18 protein-coding genes are annotated in these 17073 nt (G+C 72.1%); 8 read left to right on the top strand and 10 right to left on the bottom strand.

Annotation, left to right across the window (positions count from 1 at the left end):
• Nucleotides 1–5 precede the first annotated feature (5 nt).
• Nucleotides 6–971 (bottom strand): DMT family transporter, encoded by a 966-nt coding sequence (locus ABZ808_RS23085; protein ID WP_357010036.1) that lies wholly within the window; start codon nucleotides 969–971, stop codon nucleotides 6–8.
• Nucleotides 972–1056: 85 nt separating this feature from the next.
• On the opposite strand from ABZ808_RS23085, the gene ABZ808_RS23080 reads away from it, so the two are divergent.
• Nucleotides 1057–1602: a CGNR zinc finger domain-containing protein gene (locus ABZ808_RS23080; RefSeq protein WP_357010714.1), complete on the top strand. Its 546-nt coding sequence runs from the start codon at nucleotides 1057–1059 to the stop codon at nucleotides 1600–1602.
• On the opposite strand, the gene ABZ808_RS23075 is transcribed toward ABZ808_RS23080, so the two are convergent.
• The 3 genes from ABZ808_RS23075 to ABZ808_RS23065 form a co-directional block, all read right to left on the bottom strand.
• Entirely contained in the window at nucleotides 1569–2165 is a 597-nt protein-coding gene (locus ABZ808_RS23075) for a GNAT family N-acetyltransferase (RefSeq protein WP_357010033.1), read from the bottom strand. The genes ABZ808_RS23080 and ABZ808_RS23075 overlap by 34 nt on opposite strands.
• A 67-nt stretch (nucleotides 2166–2232) precedes the next feature.
• Complete coding sequence (locus ABZ808_RS23070; protein WP_357010030.1) at nucleotides 2233–2415, bottom strand: DUF397 domain-containing protein; 183 nt, start codon at nucleotides 2413–2415, stop codon at nucleotides 2233–2235.
• On the bottom strand, nucleotides 2406–3218 hold the full coding sequence (locus ABZ808_RS23065) for a helix-turn-helix transcriptional regulator (RefSeq protein ID WP_357010027.1): 813 nt from the start codon (nucleotides 3216–3218) through the stop codon (nucleotides 2406–2408). The genes ABZ808_RS23070 and ABZ808_RS23065 overlap by 10 nt, the downstream gene beginning before the upstream one ends.
• A gap of 448 nt (nucleotides 3219–3666) precedes the next feature.
• On the opposite strand from ABZ808_RS23065, the gene ABZ808_RS23060 reads away from it, so the two are divergent.
• Nucleotides 3667–4014, top strand: a complete 348-nt coding sequence (locus ABZ808_RS23060; protein WP_357010024.1) for a hypothetical protein — start codon at nucleotides 3667–3669, stop codon at nucleotides 4012–4014.
• Here ABZ808_RS23060 and ABZ808_RS23055 read toward each other — a convergent pair.
• The 4 genes from ABZ808_RS23055 to ABZ808_RS23040 form a co-directional block, all read right to left on the bottom strand.
• Nucleotides 3959–5368, bottom strand: coding sequence for a class II fumarate hydratase (locus ABZ808_RS23055; RefSeq protein ID WP_357010021.1), 1410 nt, complete (start codon nucleotides 5366–5368; stop codon nucleotides 3959–3961). The two genes, ABZ808_RS23060 and ABZ808_RS23055, sit on opposite strands and share 56 nt — an antisense overlap.
• A gap of 106 nt (nucleotides 5369–5474) precedes the next feature.
• Nucleotides 5475–7142 carry a fumarate hydratase gene (locus ABZ808_RS23050; protein ID WP_357010018.1) on the bottom strand — a complete coding sequence of 556 codons (1668 nt, stop codon included), beginning with the start codon at nucleotides 7140–7142 and terminating at the stop codon, nucleotides 5475–5477.
• A gap of 83 nt (nucleotides 7143–7225) precedes the next feature.
• On the bottom strand, nucleotides 7226–8683 hold the full coding sequence (locus ABZ808_RS23045; protein ID WP_357010015.1) for a PQQ-binding-like beta-propeller repeat protein: 1458 nt from the start codon (nucleotides 8681–8683) through the stop codon (nucleotides 7226–7228).
• Between the two features lie 96 nt (nucleotides 8684–8779).
• Complete coding sequence (locus tag ABZ808_RS23040) at nucleotides 8780–9277, bottom strand: Lrp/AsnC family transcriptional regulator (RefSeq protein WP_357010012.1); 498 nt, start codon at nucleotides 9275–9277, stop codon at nucleotides 8780–8782.
• 139 nt (nucleotides 9278–9416) lie between these two features.
• Here ABZ808_RS23040 and hppD point away from each other — a divergent pair, with 139 nt between their 5' ends.
• The 6 genes from hppD (at nucleotide 9417) to ABZ808_RS23010 (ending at nucleotide 15255) form a co-directional block, all read left to right on the top strand.
• Nucleotides 9417–10622, top strand: a complete 1206-nt coding sequence (gene hppD / locus ABZ808_RS23035; protein WP_357010009.1) for a 4-hydroxyphenylpyruvate dioxygenase — start codon at nucleotides 9417–9419, stop codon at nucleotides 10620–10622.
• Between the two features lie 11 nt (nucleotides 10623–10633).
• Entirely contained in the window at nucleotides 10634–11350 is a 717-nt protein-coding gene (locus tag ABZ808_RS23030; RefSeq protein ID WP_357010007.1) for an RDD family protein, read from the top strand.
• A complete protein-coding gene (locus ABZ808_RS23025) occupies nucleotides 11347–12420 on the top strand; it encodes an RDD family protein (protein ID WP_357010004.1) in 1074 nt (357 codons plus the stop codon). The genes ABZ808_RS23030 and ABZ808_RS23025 overlap by 4 nt, the downstream gene beginning before the upstream one ends.
• Entirely contained in the window at nucleotides 12417–13520 is a 1104-nt protein-coding gene (gene hisC, locus ABZ808_RS23020) for a histidinol-phosphate transaminase (RefSeq protein ID WP_357010001.1), read from the top strand. Before ABZ808_RS23025 ends, hisC begins: the two co-directional genes overlap by 4 nt.
• 129 nt (nucleotides 13521–13649) lie before the next feature.
• A complete protein-coding gene (locus ABZ808_RS23015; protein WP_357009998.1) occupies nucleotides 13650–14204 on the top strand; it encodes a hypothetical protein in 555 nt (184 codons plus the stop codon).
• Nucleotides 14205–14331: 127 nt separating this feature from the next.
• A complete protein-coding gene (locus ABZ808_RS23010) occupies nucleotides 14332–15255 on the top strand; it encodes a hypothetical protein (RefSeq protein ID WP_357009996.1) in 924 nt (307 codons plus the stop codon).
• A gap of 31 nt (nucleotides 15256–15286) precedes the next feature.
• On the opposite strand, the gene ABZ808_RS23005 is transcribed toward ABZ808_RS23010, so the two are convergent.
• Nucleotides 15287–15634, bottom strand: a complete 348-nt coding sequence (locus ABZ808_RS23005; protein ID WP_357009993.1) for an LPXTG cell wall anchor domain-containing protein — start codon at nucleotides 15632–15634, stop codon at nucleotides 15287–15289.
• A gap of 87 nt (nucleotides 15635–15721) precedes the next feature.
• A complete protein-coding gene (locus ABZ808_RS23000) occupies nucleotides 15722–16978 on the bottom strand; it encodes a PQQ-binding-like beta-propeller repeat protein (RefSeq protein ID WP_357009990.1) in 1257 nt (418 codons plus the stop codon).
• Nucleotides 16979–17073 lie beyond the last annotated feature (95 nt).

Genomic DNA, 17073 nt, shown 5'->3' with positions numbered 1-17073 from the left:
CTGTCTCACCGCGCGTTGACCGCCAGCGCGGGCTCGGGCGCCACGGACGCCGGTGTCGACGGCGTTCCGCGCAGCTCGTCGAGGCGGACCAGGGCGACCCCGGCGATGATCAGCACACCGCCGAACAGCTGCCAGGCGGTCGGCAGTTCGTTGAGGAACAGCCAGGCGATCAGCACCGCGAACAGCACCTCGGTCAGCCCGACGAACGACGACAACCGGGCGCCGAGGATCCGGGTGCCGGCGATCCCGGCGAGGTACGCGACCACGGCGGCGACCAGGGAGAGCCCGGCGATGGGCAGCAGCCAACTGGTGCGTTGCCCGGCGAAGGTGACCTCGCCGAACGTGGCGCGCAGCGGCAGCAGGCCGGTCAGCCCGACGAGGAGCAGCACGACGGCGCCGACGGCCATTCCGCCGCTGGCCATGGCGACGGAGGGCAGCCGGGGGTCGACACGGCCGGCGAGCACGAAGTAGCCGGCCAGGCCGAAGGCGGCACCCAGCCCCCAGAGGACGCCCACGGGGTGGAAGCTGGTGGTGCCGGTGAGGTCCAGCACGAACGCCAGCCCACACAGGGCGGCCATCGAACCGGCCACCGTGAGCTGGCGAGGGCGCTGCCCGTGCCGCAGCCACATCCAGACCACGACGAGAATGATGCCGAGGTACTCCAGCAGGAGCGCGACGCCGACCGGCAGGTAACGCACGGCGTTGAAGAAGCACACCTGGGCCACGGCAACCCCGAGCAGCCCGAACAACCCGACCGCTGTCATGTTGCTCCGCAGCACGTGCCATCTGCCCCGCAGGGACAGCACGGCGGGGATCGCCAGCACCAGGGCGGCGATGCCGACGCGGCAGATCACCGCGGCCTCGGCCGACCAGCCGGCGTCGATGAGCGAGCGCGCGAAGGTGCCCGAGGTGGCGAACGTGACCGCGGAGAGCAGTGCCAGCGCGGCGCCGGCGGCGGGTCGTGGGTGCATCTCGCGCTCCTCGGGAAGACACAATGTCATGAGCAAACTATCCTTGTGCCGATGACGCTAGGTGCCACCTGTGACAGGAATCAAGTTGCTGTTCGCTCATGACACCGAATATTCGTTGATCGCCGCCGCCGCGCTGGTCAACACCTCGGGCCGCGACGGGGAGCTACTGCCCGACGTCGCCGCGCTGAACGACTACTTCATCCGGCACTCCTACAGCGGGCGGCACGAGTGCACCGACGCCGAGCTGCACGCCGTCCGGGCGCTGCGGCCCCGGCTGCGGCGCATCTGGCACGCCGATCCGGCCGAGGTCGTCGCCGTGATCAACGACCTGCTGCTGGAACACCGGGCGTTGCCGCAGCTCATCCGGCACGACGACGAGCCGTACCATTTGCACGCTGTGCCCCTCGACGCACCGCTGGCCACGCGGATGGCGGTGGAGGCGGCGATGGCGATGGCCGACCTGGTCCGGATGGACGAGCTGAGCCGACTGCGGATCTGCGACTACCCGGACTGCGGCAACGTGGTCGTCGACCTGTCCCGCAACCGGTCGCGGCGGTTCTGCGACGCCGGCTGCGGCAACCGGGCGGCGGTGACCGCCTACCGCGCCCGTCGGGCCGCCGACCGCTCCTGAGCCGCGGCCCACTCCTGCGCCCACACCTCGTACTCCACCTCGCCATGCTCGGTCCCCGGAATCGGGTCGTCCCACTCCAGGTGGAAGGTCCGCACGTGGCGCAGCCCCGCCTTCGCCAGCACCCGCCGGGACCGGTCGTTGACCGCCATCGTCTCGGCCCACACCCGACGCACACCCACGACGTCGAAGGCGTACCGCACCAGCGCCCGGGAACCCTCGGTGGCCAGGCCACGCCCCCACGTCGCGCGCCGCAGTCGGTAGCCCAACTCGGCCTCGCCTCCGTCGCCCGACGGGTCGAGCGCGAACCAGCCCAGGAACTCGCCGGTCGCCCGGTCGAGCGCCGCCCAGCGGCCCAGCCCGGGGTGCCTGTCGTACTGGGCCAGCAGCCTCGGCAACTGCTCGTCGCGGACCGTCGCCAGCCCCGTGGCGACGCCACCGGTCAGGAACCGCATCACCTCGGGGTCGCTGTCCAACTCGACCAGCGCGTCCACGTCGGCCCTGGTCAGCCGCCGCAGCCGCAACCGCTCGGTCGCCGCCGGCAGACCGGCGCCATCCGCACCCATGGCCGGATCATCCCGCCCGCGCCGCGATGCCGTCGAGCCGATTTCCGCGCCGCGCGAGGTGGTCGCGTCAGCGCGGGGGCGCGGCCACGAAGAGCCGCCAGGAGTACGCGTCGACGGCGAGCACGGGTCCGTCCGGGTCCTTGCTGTCGCGCACCCCGACCACCTCCCCCAGGTTCGTAGCCACCTCGACACAGTTGGCGTCCTGGTTGCTGCGGCTGCTCTTGTGCCATCGAGCGTCGGTCAACTCCACGACTCGGCCACCTCGCTCATCAACTCGATGGACGCCTGCGGGGGCAGGGCTTCGCCCAAGGTAGCCTCCCAGACCCGCTGCAACCGCGCCAGATCCGCAGGCTGGTCCAGCTCCTGGCCACGGACCTGACTGTCCAGATAGGCCAGCTCTGTGCCATCGGGCAGGGTGGCAAGCGCGAACTGCCCGCCGAGCCCCGGGTACTCCTCGGCCGATCGCGGCACCACGTGCAGTCGGACCCGAGGGTGCCCGGTGGCGATGCCCACCAGGTGCAGCGTCTGGTCGCGCATCACCTTCCGCCCGCCCACCCGTCGGCGCAACACCGCCTCGTCCAGCACCGCCACGATGTGCGGCGACCGCTCACTGTGCAGCACCTCCTGGCGGTCCATCCGATCGGCCAGTCGCCGTGCGACCTCCTCGGCATCGAGCAGGTCGCCCGCCTCGAAGACCGCCCGCGCGTAGGCCTCGGTCTGGAACAGCCCCGGAACGTAGCGGGGCTCGTACCACCGGACCGTGCGCGCCTGCTCAAGAATCGCCTGCCAGCCGCGCAGCCACGGTTGCGCCCGGTCCAGGCTGACCAGCTCGGTGGACATGCGGCCGAAGAGGCCGCCGGTGTCCAGGGCACGGTCGACGAGTTCCAGGTATTTGCCGGTGGGCGGCTGCTGGCCCAACTCGACGGCGCTGACCATCGACGCCGAGTAGCTGACCGCCTTGGCCAGCTCCTCCTGACTCCAACCCCGCCGGGCTCGCGCCCGACGAAGCTCCGCGATCAGGAACGCCGCCGCCGTCATCTGCCCATCGGCCATGCCTGCCGCCCTCCACCTCGCCGACGATCAACTCCAGTCGGCCGCCAGCGGCGGTCCCGCCTGCAACAGGGCAGCCACGACAGGTCGACCAGACCCTTCCGACCGTAGCCGCCTGATCACCAGACTGTGAAGCGCGACACCGCCGCCCGTCCCCCGGGTCTGTCGGCGCCGCCCGGGACCGCCCGCTCCCCCGGTCGGGCGGTCCCACCCCAGACCAGGCCGACCGGCCCCGCAAGATCGTGCTCGATCGTGGAAGTAGTGCGGTCCCGGCGGACGGAGACCACTACATCCGGGATCGAGCACGATCTTGGCGGCGGCGGGTCATGCCGCAGCCAGGACCGAGCCCGATCTTGGCTGCGGCAGGTGATGCCGCAGCCAGGAACGAGCGCGATCTTGGCTGCGGCGGGGTGATGACGCAAACGATTCAGCTCCAAAGGAAGGCCGCACCATGACCCGGAGCGCCCCGGACGACCGCGCCACCATCCCACGTCGACCGCACCTGCCACTGCGCCCGCTCTGGCTCTGCCGGGTCTGCGCCGCGCCATGGCCGTGCCCGGTCGCCCGGCTCACCCTGCGCCAGGAGTACGCGCACGACCGGATCGCGTTGAGCATCTACCTGTGCACGGTCCTGCACGACGCGGCCGCCGACCTGTACCGGCTCAACCCGCACGACGGCCCGGACCCCGCCGCGCTCTACGCGCGCTTCCTCGGCTGGGCGGCACCCCGCGGCGACCCGCAGGTCAGGGGTGAGTCATCCGAAGCAGGTCGAGCGCCTCGTCGAGCTGGGTCTCAGTGAGCTTGCCGGAGTCGACGTGACCTCGGGAGATCACCACCTCTCGGATGGAGGTCTGCTTGGCCAGCGCCTCCTTGGCGATCGACGCGGCCTCGTCGTACCCGAGGTGGCGGTTCAGCGGGGTGACGATCGACGGCGACCCCTCGGCGTACGCCAGGCAGACCTCGGCGTCCGCGACCAGGCCGGCCACCAGGCGGTCGGCGAACAGCCGACTCGCAGCGGCCAGCAGCCGGATCGACTCCAGCAGGTTGCGGCCCATCACCGGGAGCATCACGTTCAGCTCGAAGTCGCCCTGCGAGCCGGCGAAGCCGACCGTCGCGTCGTTGCCGATCACCTGGGCGCAGACCTGCCGCATCGCCTCGGCGACCACCGGGTTGACCTTGCCCGGCATGATCGACGAGCCGGGCTGGAGGTCGGGGATGCGCAGCTCCCGCAGCCCCGCCCGGGGGCCGGAGCCCATCCAGCGGATGTCATTGGCGATCTTGTAGAGACCCACGGCCACGGTGCGCAACTGCCCCGAGGTCTCCACCAGCGCGTCCCGGGCGCCCTGCGCCTCGAAGTGGTTGCGCGCCTCGCTCAGCGGCAGCCCGGTCGACTCCCGCAGCCTGCCGATGACGGCGGCGGCGAAGCCGAGCGGGGTGTTGATCCCGGTGCCCACCGCGGTGCCGCCCAGCGGCAGCTCGGCCAGTCGGGGCAGCGACGCCTCCAGCCGCTCCACGCCATAGCGGACCTGTGCCGCGTACCCGCCGAACTCCTGCCCGAGGGTGACCGGCGTGGCGTCCATCAGGTGGGTACGGCCGGCCTTGACCACCGTCTCGAACTCCGCCGCCTTGCCCTCCAACGCGGCGGCGAGGTGGGTCAGCGACGGCAGCAGGTCCTCCACGATGAACTGCGTGGCAGCCAGGTGGATCGAGGACGGGAACACGTCGTTGCTGGACTGTGAGGCGTTGACGTGGTCGTTCGGGTGCACCGGCCCGCCCAGTTCCCGGCTCGCCAGGGTGGCGATCACCTCGTTGGCGTTCATGTTGGACGACGTTCCGGAGCCGGTCTGGAACACGTCGATCGGGAACTGGTCGTCGTAACCGCCGTCGGCCACGTGCGCGGCGGCGGCGGCGATCGCGGCGGCCACGTTCGCGTCGATCACACCAAGCTCGCCGTTGACCTCGGCCGCCGCGCCCTTGATCTGGGCGAGCGCCTTGATCTGCGCCGGTTCGATACCCCGACCGGAGATGGGAAAGTTCTGCACCGCGCGCTGGGTCTGCGCCCGCCACAGCGCCTCGGCGGGCACCTCCACCTCGCCCATCGAGTCTCGTTCGATCCGGTAACCCGTCGCCTCTGGAGTCGTCACGCGTACCATCCTGCCGCGCCACCTGCCACTGTGCAGGGAAAGTGGCGCGGCCCTCAGCCCAACTCGGCCGAGAGCCGCTCCACCTCGCGCGATCTGGCGACGCGTACCTGTCGGGTCAGCGGCGGCCGACGGTGAGCACCGGCTTGGTGACCTCGGCGAAGAAGTCGTTGCCCTTGTCGTCGACCACGATGAAGGCCGGGAAGTCCTCCACCTCGATCTTCCAGACCGCCTCCATGCCCAGCTCGGCGTATTCGAGCACCTCGACGTGCCGGATGCAGTCCTGGGCGAGGCGGGCGGCGGGGCCGCCGATCGAGCCGAGGTAGAAGCCGCCGTGCTGCTGGCAGGAGCGGGTCACCTGACCCGACCGGTTGCCCTTGGCCAGCATCACCTGCGAGCCGCCGGCGGCCTGGAACTTCTCCACGTAGGCGTCCATCCGGCCGGCGGTGGTCGGGCCGAACGAGCCGGAAGCGTACCCCTCGGGGGTCTTCGCCGGGCCGGCGTAGTAGACCGCGTGGTCGCGCAGGTACTGCGGCATCGGCTCGCCGGCGTCCAGCCGCTCGGCGATCTTGGCGTGGGCGATGTCGCGGGCCACCACGAGCGGGCCGGACAGGGACAGGCGGGTCTTCACCGGGTACTTGGACAACTCGGCGCGGATCTCGTCCATCGGCCGGTTCAGGTCGACCCGGACGACCGTCTCGGCGTCGAGCGAGTCGTCGGTGACATCGGGCAGGAAACGCGCCGGGTCGGTCTCCAGGCGCTCCAGCCAGACGCCCGACGGGGTGATCTTGGCGACGGCCTGGCGGTCCGCCGAGCAGGAGACGGCGATCGCCACCGGGCAGGAGGCACCGTGCCGGGGCAGCCGGACCACCCGTACGTCGTGGCAGAAGTACCGGCCGCCGAACTGGGCACCGATGCCGAAGTTGCGGGTCAGCTCCAGCACCTCCGCCTCCAGCTCGATGTCGCGGAAGCCGTGCGCGCTCATCGACCCGGAGGTGGGCAGCGCGTCAAGGTACTTGGCGCTGGCGTACTTCGCGGTCTTCAGCGCGTACTCGGCGGAGGTGCCGCCGATGACGACGGCCAGGTGGTACGGCGGGCAGGCGGCGGTGCCGATCAGCCGCAGCTTCTCCTCCAGGAACTGCATCATCCGCGTCGGGTTGAGCAGCGCCTTGGTCTCCTGGTAGAGGTACGACTTGTTGGCCGAACCGCCGCCCTTGGCCATGAACAGGAATTTGTACGCGTCGGGGTGCCCGTCCGGGTCCTCGGCGTACAGGTCCACCTGGGCGGGCAGGTTGCTGCCGGTGTTGCGCTCATCCCACATGGTCAGCGGGGCGAGCTGGGAGTAGCGCAGGTTCAGCCGCGTGTACGCCTGGTAGACGCCCCGGGAGATGGCCTCGGCGTCCGTCCCGTCGGTCAGCACGTGCCGGCCGCGCTTGCCCATCACGATCGCGGTGCCGGTGTCCTGGCACATCGGCAGCACCCCACCGGCGGCGATGTTGGCGTTGCGCAGCAGGTCCAGCGCGACGAACCGGTCGTTCGGCGACGCGGCCGGATCGTCGATGATGGCGCGGAGCTGGGCCAGGTGCGCCGGGCGTAGGAAGTGCGCGATGTCGTGCATCGCCTCGGCGGTCAGCGCGGTCAGCGCGGCCGGGTCGACGGTGAGGAACCGGCGACCTCCGGGGCCGTGCACGACGTCCACGCCCTCGTCGGTGATCAGGCGGTATTCCGTCTGATCAGGGCCGGTCGGCAGCAGGGGGGCGTACGAGAATGCAGCGGCACTGCTCATGAGCGGCAAGCCTAGGGCAGACCGGTCGATCATTCCCACCCGCCGGGCTGCTGCTGGGACGACGCTCTCATCCGCCGAGCCCGTCAGCCGTCCTTGCCGCCGCCGGGCTCGGGGCAGAGTTCCCCCTTCGGCCCGCAGTCACCGTTGTTGCCCGACCCGGGGCCGGTGCCACCCGGGCCGGTGCCACCCGGACCGGGGATTCCGCTGTCGCCGGGCGACGCCGGAGTGCTCCCGGTGCCCCCGGTGGCCCCGAAGCGGACGTACCCGATCTCCCGCCCCTCGCCGATGATCATGCCTTGCGATCCGACCGCGAGGGCGTTCGCGGAGGTGCGCAGCATGGCCAGTTCCCGGCCGCTGCGCGGGTCCACGGCGACCAACCGGGACGGCTTCTCATCGCCGAGCACCGCCGCGTACGGGGTGAGCGCGGCACCGGACTTGGCGCTGGCGGGCCGGGTCCACAGGACCCGGTCGGTGCCGAGCTCACGGGACACCACCGAACGCTTGTCGGCGCTCCGGAACACCGCGTACCGGTCGTCGACCGCGATCAGCCTGGTGGCCGCTTCGCCGACCCAGAGCAGCCGCCCGTCGTACCCGTCGATGACCGCCTCACGGCCGTCCGCGCCGACCCCGATCAGGACGTTCCGGGCGCCCTGCGGGTCCTCGCGCTGCACGCAGCCGGCGGTGTCGGCGGTCCGCAGGTTGACCCCGGCCCGCTGCCACGCCTCCTGCCCGGTCGCCGGGTCCCGGGCGGAGATGGCGTAGTAGCAGGTGCCGTCCTGGGAGCGGGCGGCGATCCGCAACATCCGGCCGCCCACCACGGAGAGCCGCTCCTCCCGACCCGGTTCGACGTTCTGCAGCACCCGCCCGGTGGCGGTGTCCACGACGTGCACGCGGCCGTCGACCGGGAAGCCGAGCAGCGGTGGCACCGGCTCCGGCCCGGCCACCCCGTCGTCGATGCGGGTGGCGGTCAGCCGGCGGGTGCCCCGCAGGCCCGGGTTGTCGGCGAGCAGGCCGCTGTGCACCCCGGGCAGGAACGCCGTCCAGAGTGGCTTGGTGCCGCGCGGGTCCCAGGCGCTCAGGGTGCAGTCGGTGGCGTCCGTGCAGCGGGCATCCAACAGAAGATTGCGGTACGTCCACACGGCGACCGCGTCGTCGTCGCGCCGCCGGGTCGCCCCCGTGGTCGGGTCGAGCAGCTCGTACCCCTTGACCAGGAGCTTGCCCACGGCGACGACCGGGTCGCGGTCACCGCCGGCGACCGCCGACCAGTCCGCCTTGCGCTCCCAGAGCTGGGCGCCGGTGGCCAGGCTGCGGGCCTCGACCCGGGTGCGCTGCTCGACCACGACGGCGTCGCCGGCGATGGTCACGCTGCGCGGAGTGCCGCCGACCCGCTGCTGCCAGACCATGTCCGAATCGGAGATGGGTTCGCTGCGGTCCACCCAGTCCCACAGGCCTGGAAAAGGGTTCCACACCCCGGTGGCGGCGAGGGCGACGACCACGGCGAGGCCGAGCAGCAGCCCACCGCGCACGCTCCCCTTCGCCACACCGCACACCGTAGCCACGATCACGGATCTTCCGTACGCCCGCGCCGCCGTGTCGCCGCGCTTTCTGGGCCCGGAGGTGTTAAAGCCGCCGGGTGGTCACCTCGCGTCGGCGCGGACGGCGCTGCGCACCAGCGGCAGGGTGCGGTAGGGGATCTGCTCGGCGAGCGCGATGATGGTCGATGCTCGGGTGATCCCGGCCGAGGAGACGATCGAGTCGATGACCCGTTGCAGGTCGGTGTTGGAGCGGGCCACGATCCGGCAGAGCACGTCGCTGGAGCCGGTGATGGTGTGCGCCTCCAGCACCTCGGGGATCGCGGCCAGGTGGGCGGTGACCGGGTCGTGGCCGTGCCGCTGACTGATCTCCAGGGTGACGAAGCTGGTCACCCCGAACCCGATCGCGGCCGGTGAGATCTCCGGGCCGAAGCCACCGATGACGCCCCGGTCGACCAGCTTGTCCAGCCGGGCCTGCACGGTGCCCCGGGCCACGCCGAGGCGGCGGGAGCACTCCAACACCCCGATCCGCGGCTCCTCGGTGAGCAGTTCGACCAACCGCACATCGAGCGCGTCGAGCTGTACAGCCTGCTCACCGTTCATGGGTTCAGACCATACCGAATGCACAACCTGACCAGCATTTCCACCAACAGTTGCCCAGCCGGGGTCGACACCGCGATCCTCGCCACAAGAGGACACCACGGCGGCCCACGAGGCCGGCCGGTACGCGAGGGAGGCCACCATGACCCAGGCGATCGACCGACCCAAGTCGACCGAGGACGTCGACGTCGACCGGCTCGTCGGCGCAGTCGACCACGACATCAGTCACGACCCGTTCCCGGTGCGGGGCCTCGACCACCTGCACTTCCTGGTCGGCAACGCCAAGCAGGCCGCGCACTACTACTCCACGGCGTTCGGCATGACCTGCGTGGCGTACCGCGGGCCCGAGCAGGGCTACCGCGACCACGCCCAGTACGTGCTGACCAGCGGATCGGCCCGGTTCGTCCTGACCGGCGCGGTGCGCCCGGACGCCGACGGCGCCGAGCACGTGGCACGGCACAGCGACGGCATCAGCGACATCGCGTTGGAGGTGCCGGACGTCGACGCCGCGTACGCGCACGCCGTCGCGCAGGGCGCCACCGGCGTCGTCGAGCCGCACGAGGTGAGCGACGAGCACGGCACCGTCCGGATGGCCGCCATCGCCGCGTACGGCGACACCCGGCACACGCTCGTCGACCGGTCCCGCTACACCGGCCCGTTCCTGCCCGGCTTCGTGGCCCGCGGCCCGATCGTGGACCGGCAGCCGATGATCGACGCCGGCATCCAGCCGAAGCGGTTCTTCCAGGCCGTCGACCACGTGGTCGGCAACGTGGAGCTGGGCCGGATGGACGAGTGGGTCGAGTTCTACAAGCGGGTGATGGGCTTCTCCAACATGGCGGAGTTCATCGGCGACGACATCGCCACCGACTACTCGGCGCTGATGAGCAAGGTCGTCGCGAACGGCACCCGCAAGGTGAAGTTCCCGCTCAACGAGCCGGCGATCGCCCGCAAGAAGTCGCAGATCGACGAGTACCTGGAGTTCTACCAGGGCCCGGGTGCCCAGCACGTCGCCGTCGCCACCAACGACATCCTGGCCAGCGTCGACGCGATGCGGGCCGCCGGTGTGGAGTTCCTCGACACCCCGGACTCGTACTACGAGGACCCGGAACTGCGCGCCCGCATCGGCAACGTACGGGTGCCGATCGAGGAGCTGAAGGCCCGCAAGATCCTGGTCGACCGGGACGAGGACGGCTACCTGCTCCAGATCTTCACCAAGCCGGTGCAGGACCGCCCGACGGTCTTCTTCGAGCTGATCGAGCGGCACGGCTCGCTCGGCTTCGGCAAGGGCAACTTCAAGGCGCTCTTCCAGGCCATCGAGCGAGAGCAGGAAGCGCGCGGCAACCTGTAACACTTGCGAGCGTGACGCAGCCTCCGACGTACCCGACGCCGCCGGCCGGTGGGCCCCCGCCCGCCGCCGGCGGCGCGCCGCCGCCGCCCGGACAGATCCCCCAGGGGTACGCCGTGCCGCCGCAGTACGCCCCGCCCGGGTACGCCCCGCCGCACTGGTACGCCGGGCCACCCCGCCCGGTGGGCCCGCCGCCGCCGACGCTGAGCCCGGCTGGGCAGCCACTGGCCAGCTTCGGCGACCGGCTGCTGGCCTGGATGATCGACACGGCGCTGGCGACTGTCGTGTCGCTGATGCTGTTCATGCCGATCTTCCTGGTCCTCTGGTGGCGGATGTTCACCGAGATGACCCAGACCAACCCGGACGGCACTCTCGTGGAGCCCGACCCGCGCACCTTCTTCGTCAGCTTCTTCCTGCCGATCCTGCTGCTCCAGTTCGGTCTGTTCGTCGTGCTGCTCGGTCTCTACTGGCTCTACCACGTGGAGTACCTCAAGCGCGGCGGCCAGACGCTCGGCAAGAAGATCATGAAGCTGCGCGTGGTGCCGCTCGACCCGACCCGCACGCTCGACCGGCGGATGGCCGGCCGACGGTGGCTCGTGCAGTACCTGGCGTCCTCGCTGGTTCCGGGCATGAGCTACGCCGACGGGTTCTGGCAGCTCTGGGACAAGCCCTGGCAGCAGTGCCTCCACGACAAGTTCGCCGGAACGGTCGTCGTTAAGGTTGCCTCGTGAGTGTGCAACCAGGCTGGTACGTCGACCCGGCCGACCCTGAAACCCGGCGGTACTGGGACGGTGAGGGTTGGCTCGGCGCGCCCATCCCCGTCGACGCCACCCCGCCGGACGGGCCGCCCCCGGCCGAGCCGCCGCCCGTACCGGTCACCCCGGCCGCACCCGCCGCAGCCAACGGGGTGACCAACCCACCGGGCTGGCCACCGCACTCCGGTTCGGCACCGCACCCCGGGCAGGGCCCGCAGACAGGTCAGGCCCCGGGCTGGACGCCCCAGGCCGGTCCGCCCGGCTGGACACCGCCAGGTGCGCCGCCCGGCTGGACGCCGCAGACAGGTCAGGCCCCGGGCTGGACGCCCCAGGCCGGTCCGTCGGGCTGGGCACCGCCAGGTGCGCCGCCCGGCTGGACGCCGCAGGCCGGTCCGCCGGGCTGGACACCGCCGGGCGCGCCGCCCGGCTGGCCCGGACAGCCGCCCGAGCCGCGCCCGCACGGGCTGCCGCTGGCCGGCTACGGCCGCCGGTTCACCGCCCGGCTGATCGACTTCGGCATCGTGTTCGCACTGAACGCGGTGGTCAACGGCTGGTTCGTCTGGCGATGGCTGGAGGAGCTTCTGCCGTACTGGCGGGAGGCCTTCCGGCGCGGCATGGAGGGCAACACCTCCACCGAGGGGCTGCCGCCGATCAGCGAGCAGGCCGGGCTCCTCCAGGTGGTGATCGTGGTGATCGCCGCGGCGCTCTGGCTGGCGTACGAGGTGCCCTCGATGGCCACCAACGGGCAGACCTTCGGCAAGCGGATCATGCGGATCCGCGCGGTGCCGATCGCCGCCGACCAGCCGTTGGGCTTCGGTCGGGCGTTCAGCCGGTGGAGCACGATGGGCCTGCCCACCCTGCTCTGGTACTGCGCCGGCCTCGGCCTGGTGCTGCAACTGGTCGGCGCCCTCTCCCCGCTCTTCGACCATCCGCTCCGCCGAGCGCTGCACGACAAGCGCGCACAGACGGTGGTCGTCCAACTCCCCGACCCCACCGAGTCCACCACCACTGACGACCACCCCCAGCCCACGGGAGACACCCCATGACGGACTCCGGACGCCACGAGCCGGCGCTGCGACTGACCCGCGCCGACCTGGACGCGCTGCCCAACTACGTTCCCGGGCGCAGCCCGGCCGACCTGGCGCGCGAGCTGGGTCTGCCGGAGGCGATCAAGCTGGCCAGCAACGAGGTGCCGTACGGGCCGCTGCCGGGCGTGGTGGAGGCGGTCACCGAGGCGATCACCGCCTCGCACCGCTACCCGGACATGGGCGTCGTGGCGCTGCGCGACGCGCTCGCCGAGCGGTACGGGGTGGACGCCGACCGGATCGCCACCGGCTGCGGGTCGGTGGCGCTCGCCGAGCACCTGGTCCGGGCCACCTGCCTGCCCGGCGACGAGGTGCTCTACTCATGGCGGTCGTTCGAGGCGTACCCGATCATCGCGGCGACAAGCGGCGCGACAAGCGTGCGGGTGCCCAACGACGCCGGGCACGGGCACGACCTGGCGGCCATGGCGGCGGCGGTGACCGACCGGACCCGGATGATCCTGGTCTGCAACCCGAACAACCCCACGGGCACGGCGGTACGCCGGGCCGAGCTGGACCGGTTCCTCGACGCGGTGCCCGACGACGTGCTGGTGGTCATCGACGAGGCATACCGGGAGTTCGTCACCGACCCCGAGGTGCCGAACGGGCTCGACTACCTGGACCGGCCGAACGTGGCGGTGCTGCGCACGCTGTCCAAGGCGTGGGGGCTGGCCGGTCTGCGGATCGGCTGGCTGGTGGCCCAGCCGGTGGTGGCGTCGGCGATCCGCAAGGTGGCGACCCCGTTCTCCACCAGCACGGCCGCCCAGGCCGGGGCGCTCGCCGCGCTGACCCAGGTCGCGGAGATGGAGCGCCGCTGCGCGCTGGTCATCGCCGAACGGGACCGGGTCACCGAGGCGCTGCGCAAGTTCGTGCCCGACGTGCCGACCAGCCAGGCCAACTTCGTCTGGCTGCCGCTGGGCGACCGGGCCGTGGCCTTCGGCAAGTCGTGCGAGGCGCGCGGAGTGATCGTCCGACCGTTCCCCGGTGACGGCGTCCGGGTCACCATCGGCACGCCGGCCGAGAACGACGCCCTCCTGGCGGCTGCGGAGGCGGCACTGACCTGAAGTAGTTGACCATCTTGTGACATAAGAGCTGTTTGTCCTGTTCTGCGTCGTTTATGCCCTACCTTCCGAAGTAAGCCGGCGTGCCGAGGACGCACGCCGGCTCACTTCGAGAAAACGGGGTAACGAACAGTGCGTACTGCCAAGATCTGTCTCGCCGGGGCCGCTGCCGCCGCGATGGTGGGCTTCCTCGCCACGCCCGCCGCCGCCGCGCCCGACGACACGACGGACACCACCTTCGAGGTCCTCGCCGGCACGCTCGACGTCGTCGCGCCGGCCACCGCCGACCTGGGCACTGGTGCCCCCGGTGGCACCATCACCGGCCAGCTCGGCACCGTGACGGTCGACGACTCCCGGGCCGCCGACGACGCGTCCTGGGTCGCGTCGGTGACGGCGTCGGTCTTCCAGACCGGCACTGGCTCCCCGCCGGAGACCGTCCTCCCGGAGGAGATCGACTACTGGTCCGGCGCGGCGACGGCGACCACCGGCACCGGCACCTTCACGCCGGGTCAGCCCACCGCCGGCGACGCGGCGCCGCTGGACAGCGTCACCCCGCTCACCGCGTTCACCCACGCTGGCGGGACCGGCGGCAACACCGCCAGCTGGAACCCCACCCTGGTGGTCAACGTCCCGCTGGACAGCATCGCGGGCGAGTACACCGGCACGGTGACACATTCGGTGGCGTAGCCGCCGGGGGCGGTCGACCATCGCGGTCGCGCTCGCCCTGTTCTGCCTCGCCGGTCCGGGTCTGTCGACCCGGGCCGGCGCGGCCGAGCCGGGAACGGGGTCGGACGAGGGCAGCATCGGGATCCGGTTGCTGGAAGCCCCGACCGACCGCCGCACCGATCCCCGGGCGCTGCGCTACATCGTCGACCACCTCCCGCCGGGCACCACCATCAAGCGGCAACTGCTGATCGCCAATCGCACCGGCGAAACTCGTCGCATCGACGTTTATCCGGCGGCGGCCACCCTGGAGGGTTCGGCGTTCCGCTTCGGCGAGGGACGCGCGACAAACGAGCTGACCTCATGGATCACCCTCGACCACCCGACCGTGGAGGTGCAGCCGTGGGGCGAGACCCGGGTCCAGGCGACCATCACGGTGCCGCCACCCGCCTCGCGCGGCGAGCGGTACGGGGTGCTCTGGGCGTCCACCGCGTCCGCGCCCCGGACCGGCGGGGAGATCACCCAGGTCCATCGGGTCGGCGTCCGGATGTACCTCGACATCGGCCCCGGCGGCGAACCGGCCTCCGACTTCTCGATCGGAGAGCTACGCCCGGCTCGCAGCCCCGAGGGTGAACCGTCGGTGACCGTCCAGGTCGCCAACACCGGCGGTCGCGCCCTCGACCTGACCGGGACGGTCACCCTGAGCGATGGGCCGGCCGGCAGCCGGGCCGGTCCCTTCCCGGTCGGGCAGGGCGTCACGCTTGCGCCCGGTGGCTCCGGGCAGGTCGTCGCTCGACTCCCCGCCGAGTTGCCCAACGGCCCCTGGAAGATGGAGGTGAACCTGGAGAGCGGGTTGGTGAAGCGCAGCGTCACCGCGCAGATCCAGTTCCCCGACGCGGGTCAGGTCGGAGAGCGGGGCAGCGTCGTCTCCCGGATGATCTCCGGCTGGGCCGTGGGCGCAGCCGTCGCGGGCCTGCTGTTGATCACCGGCCTCGGGGTGCTGGCCCGCCGATCGCGCCATTCCGGTCGGCCTCCCATCCGCAGGCCGCGGGAGCGGATCCCGGCCGGGCGCTGATGCCGGCCGCCACCGGCGGCGGCGCAGGCCATCAGACCGGCCGCCTCCGGCGGGCGGCGAGCCAGCCGACAAGGAGCAGAGCCCCGCCCAGCCCGGCGAGCAGCAGCGCCGACCCTCCGGAACCGGTGACCGGCAGCTGACCACCGTGGCTGGGCGTGGGCGTCGGTGGTGTCGGCGTGGGGGCGGGTGGCGTCGGGGTCGGCGACGCCGGCACGATCTCGAAGGTGACGCCGTCGTCCGTCGACCGCTCGGCCCACGCGGCGCTGAGCCCACGCGCCGAAGCGAAGTCTGCGGTAAGCGTCGGCGAAACCGCCAGCGTGAGGCTCGCGGTGGCGGCGAGCGCGCTGCCCACGAGGTAGTTGGCTGCCGTCCGACCCATGCGCCGACCCCTTCCCACGGAAACCTGGACCGTGAGAAACATACCCTTTTTGGACAAAGGGTATGACCAGGTGCTGAAACCCCGCGATCAGGTGGCGGCCAGGATCACGGCCTCGGCGGTCAGGTAGTAGCGCTGGTCGTCACCCTCCGGGTCGACCGGCTTCCGGAGCCGCTCCACCGCGACGTAGCCGTCCTCGGCTAACACCGCCCCGGGCGCCCAGCCCGTTCCGTCGGACCCGACATTGAGAGAGAAGCGGGACAACTGCGCGCCGGTCGCCGGATCCAGCGTCACCAGGTCGTTCACCTCGGTCAGCAGGTGCACCCGGCCGGGCTGCACCGCGAGCACCCGCGCCGTTCCGAGCCCCGGCGACCGCCACAGCTCGGTGCCGTCACGCGCCGAGCGACCCACCGCCGCCCCGTCGACCACGGCGACGGCCTGCTCGCCGGCCAGCGTGGCACCGGCCGGGTCCAGCGCCGGAGCGGGAAGCGGCTCGCCCTCGCCCAGCAGCCAGCCCCGACCACCCGCGTCCCCGGGCCCGGCGGTCCGCAGCCCGGAGCACGCCGAGTGGCCGGTACGGCAACCCAGCGGAGTCGCCACCAATCCGTCCGAGCCACCCGGCGGTCGCCACCGCGTACCCACCGCGCCCGTCGCCGCGTCCCGGAACTCGACAGTGGCCGGCCCCGCGCAGCTGTCCAGGCCGATCAACTGCCCGGATGCCGTGGTGCCGACGTCACGGCGGCAGTCGCCGGGCAGGTCGACCCGCCACAACTCCCGGCCGCCGGCCACCTCCACCCCGCGTGCCTCGGTGTCGCCGGTGACCACCAGCACCGTCCGGCCGTCCGCGAGGTCGGTGAGGTAGAGCCCGCGAGGATCCCAGACGATGGCGGCCCCGGTCCGCCGGACCACCGCCGCGCTCTCGGCGGGCACCGGACCCTCGGCCCGCCACCGCACCCGGCCGGTGGGCGCGTCGAGCGCGACCACCTGACCGTCGGACCAGCGGCTGATCACCGTGCTGCCGCTGGCCACCACCGCGGTCAGCTCCGCCGGCCAACGCCGGTACGACCAGTAGGGGGTGGTGCGGTGCCGCCCGTCGACCGGACGGTCGGCATAGACCTGGCGGTGTGCGGCGTACACCCGCAGCCTCTCGTCCACGATCAGCGGGGCGACCGGCAGCCGACCGACCACACCGACGGGCGGTTGGGCCGCGGCCGGGTAGTCACCCGTCGCCACCGTGCTCACCTCGGCCGGCGCGAGCACCCGGTGCACGATGATCGCGGTGGCCGCCGTGGCGAGCAACGCCACCACCGCCAGCACGAGCCGTCGCCGGCCCCTCGGGAACCCCATGCCGCACCTCCGCCCGGCACCCTACCCAGCGGAACTGGTCAGACCCCGGTCAGGTCGCGTCGGCCACTGTCGCACTTAGTGCGGGCTGGGCGCCG

The sequence above is a fragment of the Micromonospora sp. NPDC047527 genome (genome assembly GCF_040643015.1).
Lineage (GTDB): Bacteria > Actinomycetota > Actinomycetes > Mycobacteriales > Micromonosporaceae > Micromonospora.
This window is presented reverse-complemented; position numbering and strand designations above follow the sequence as displayed.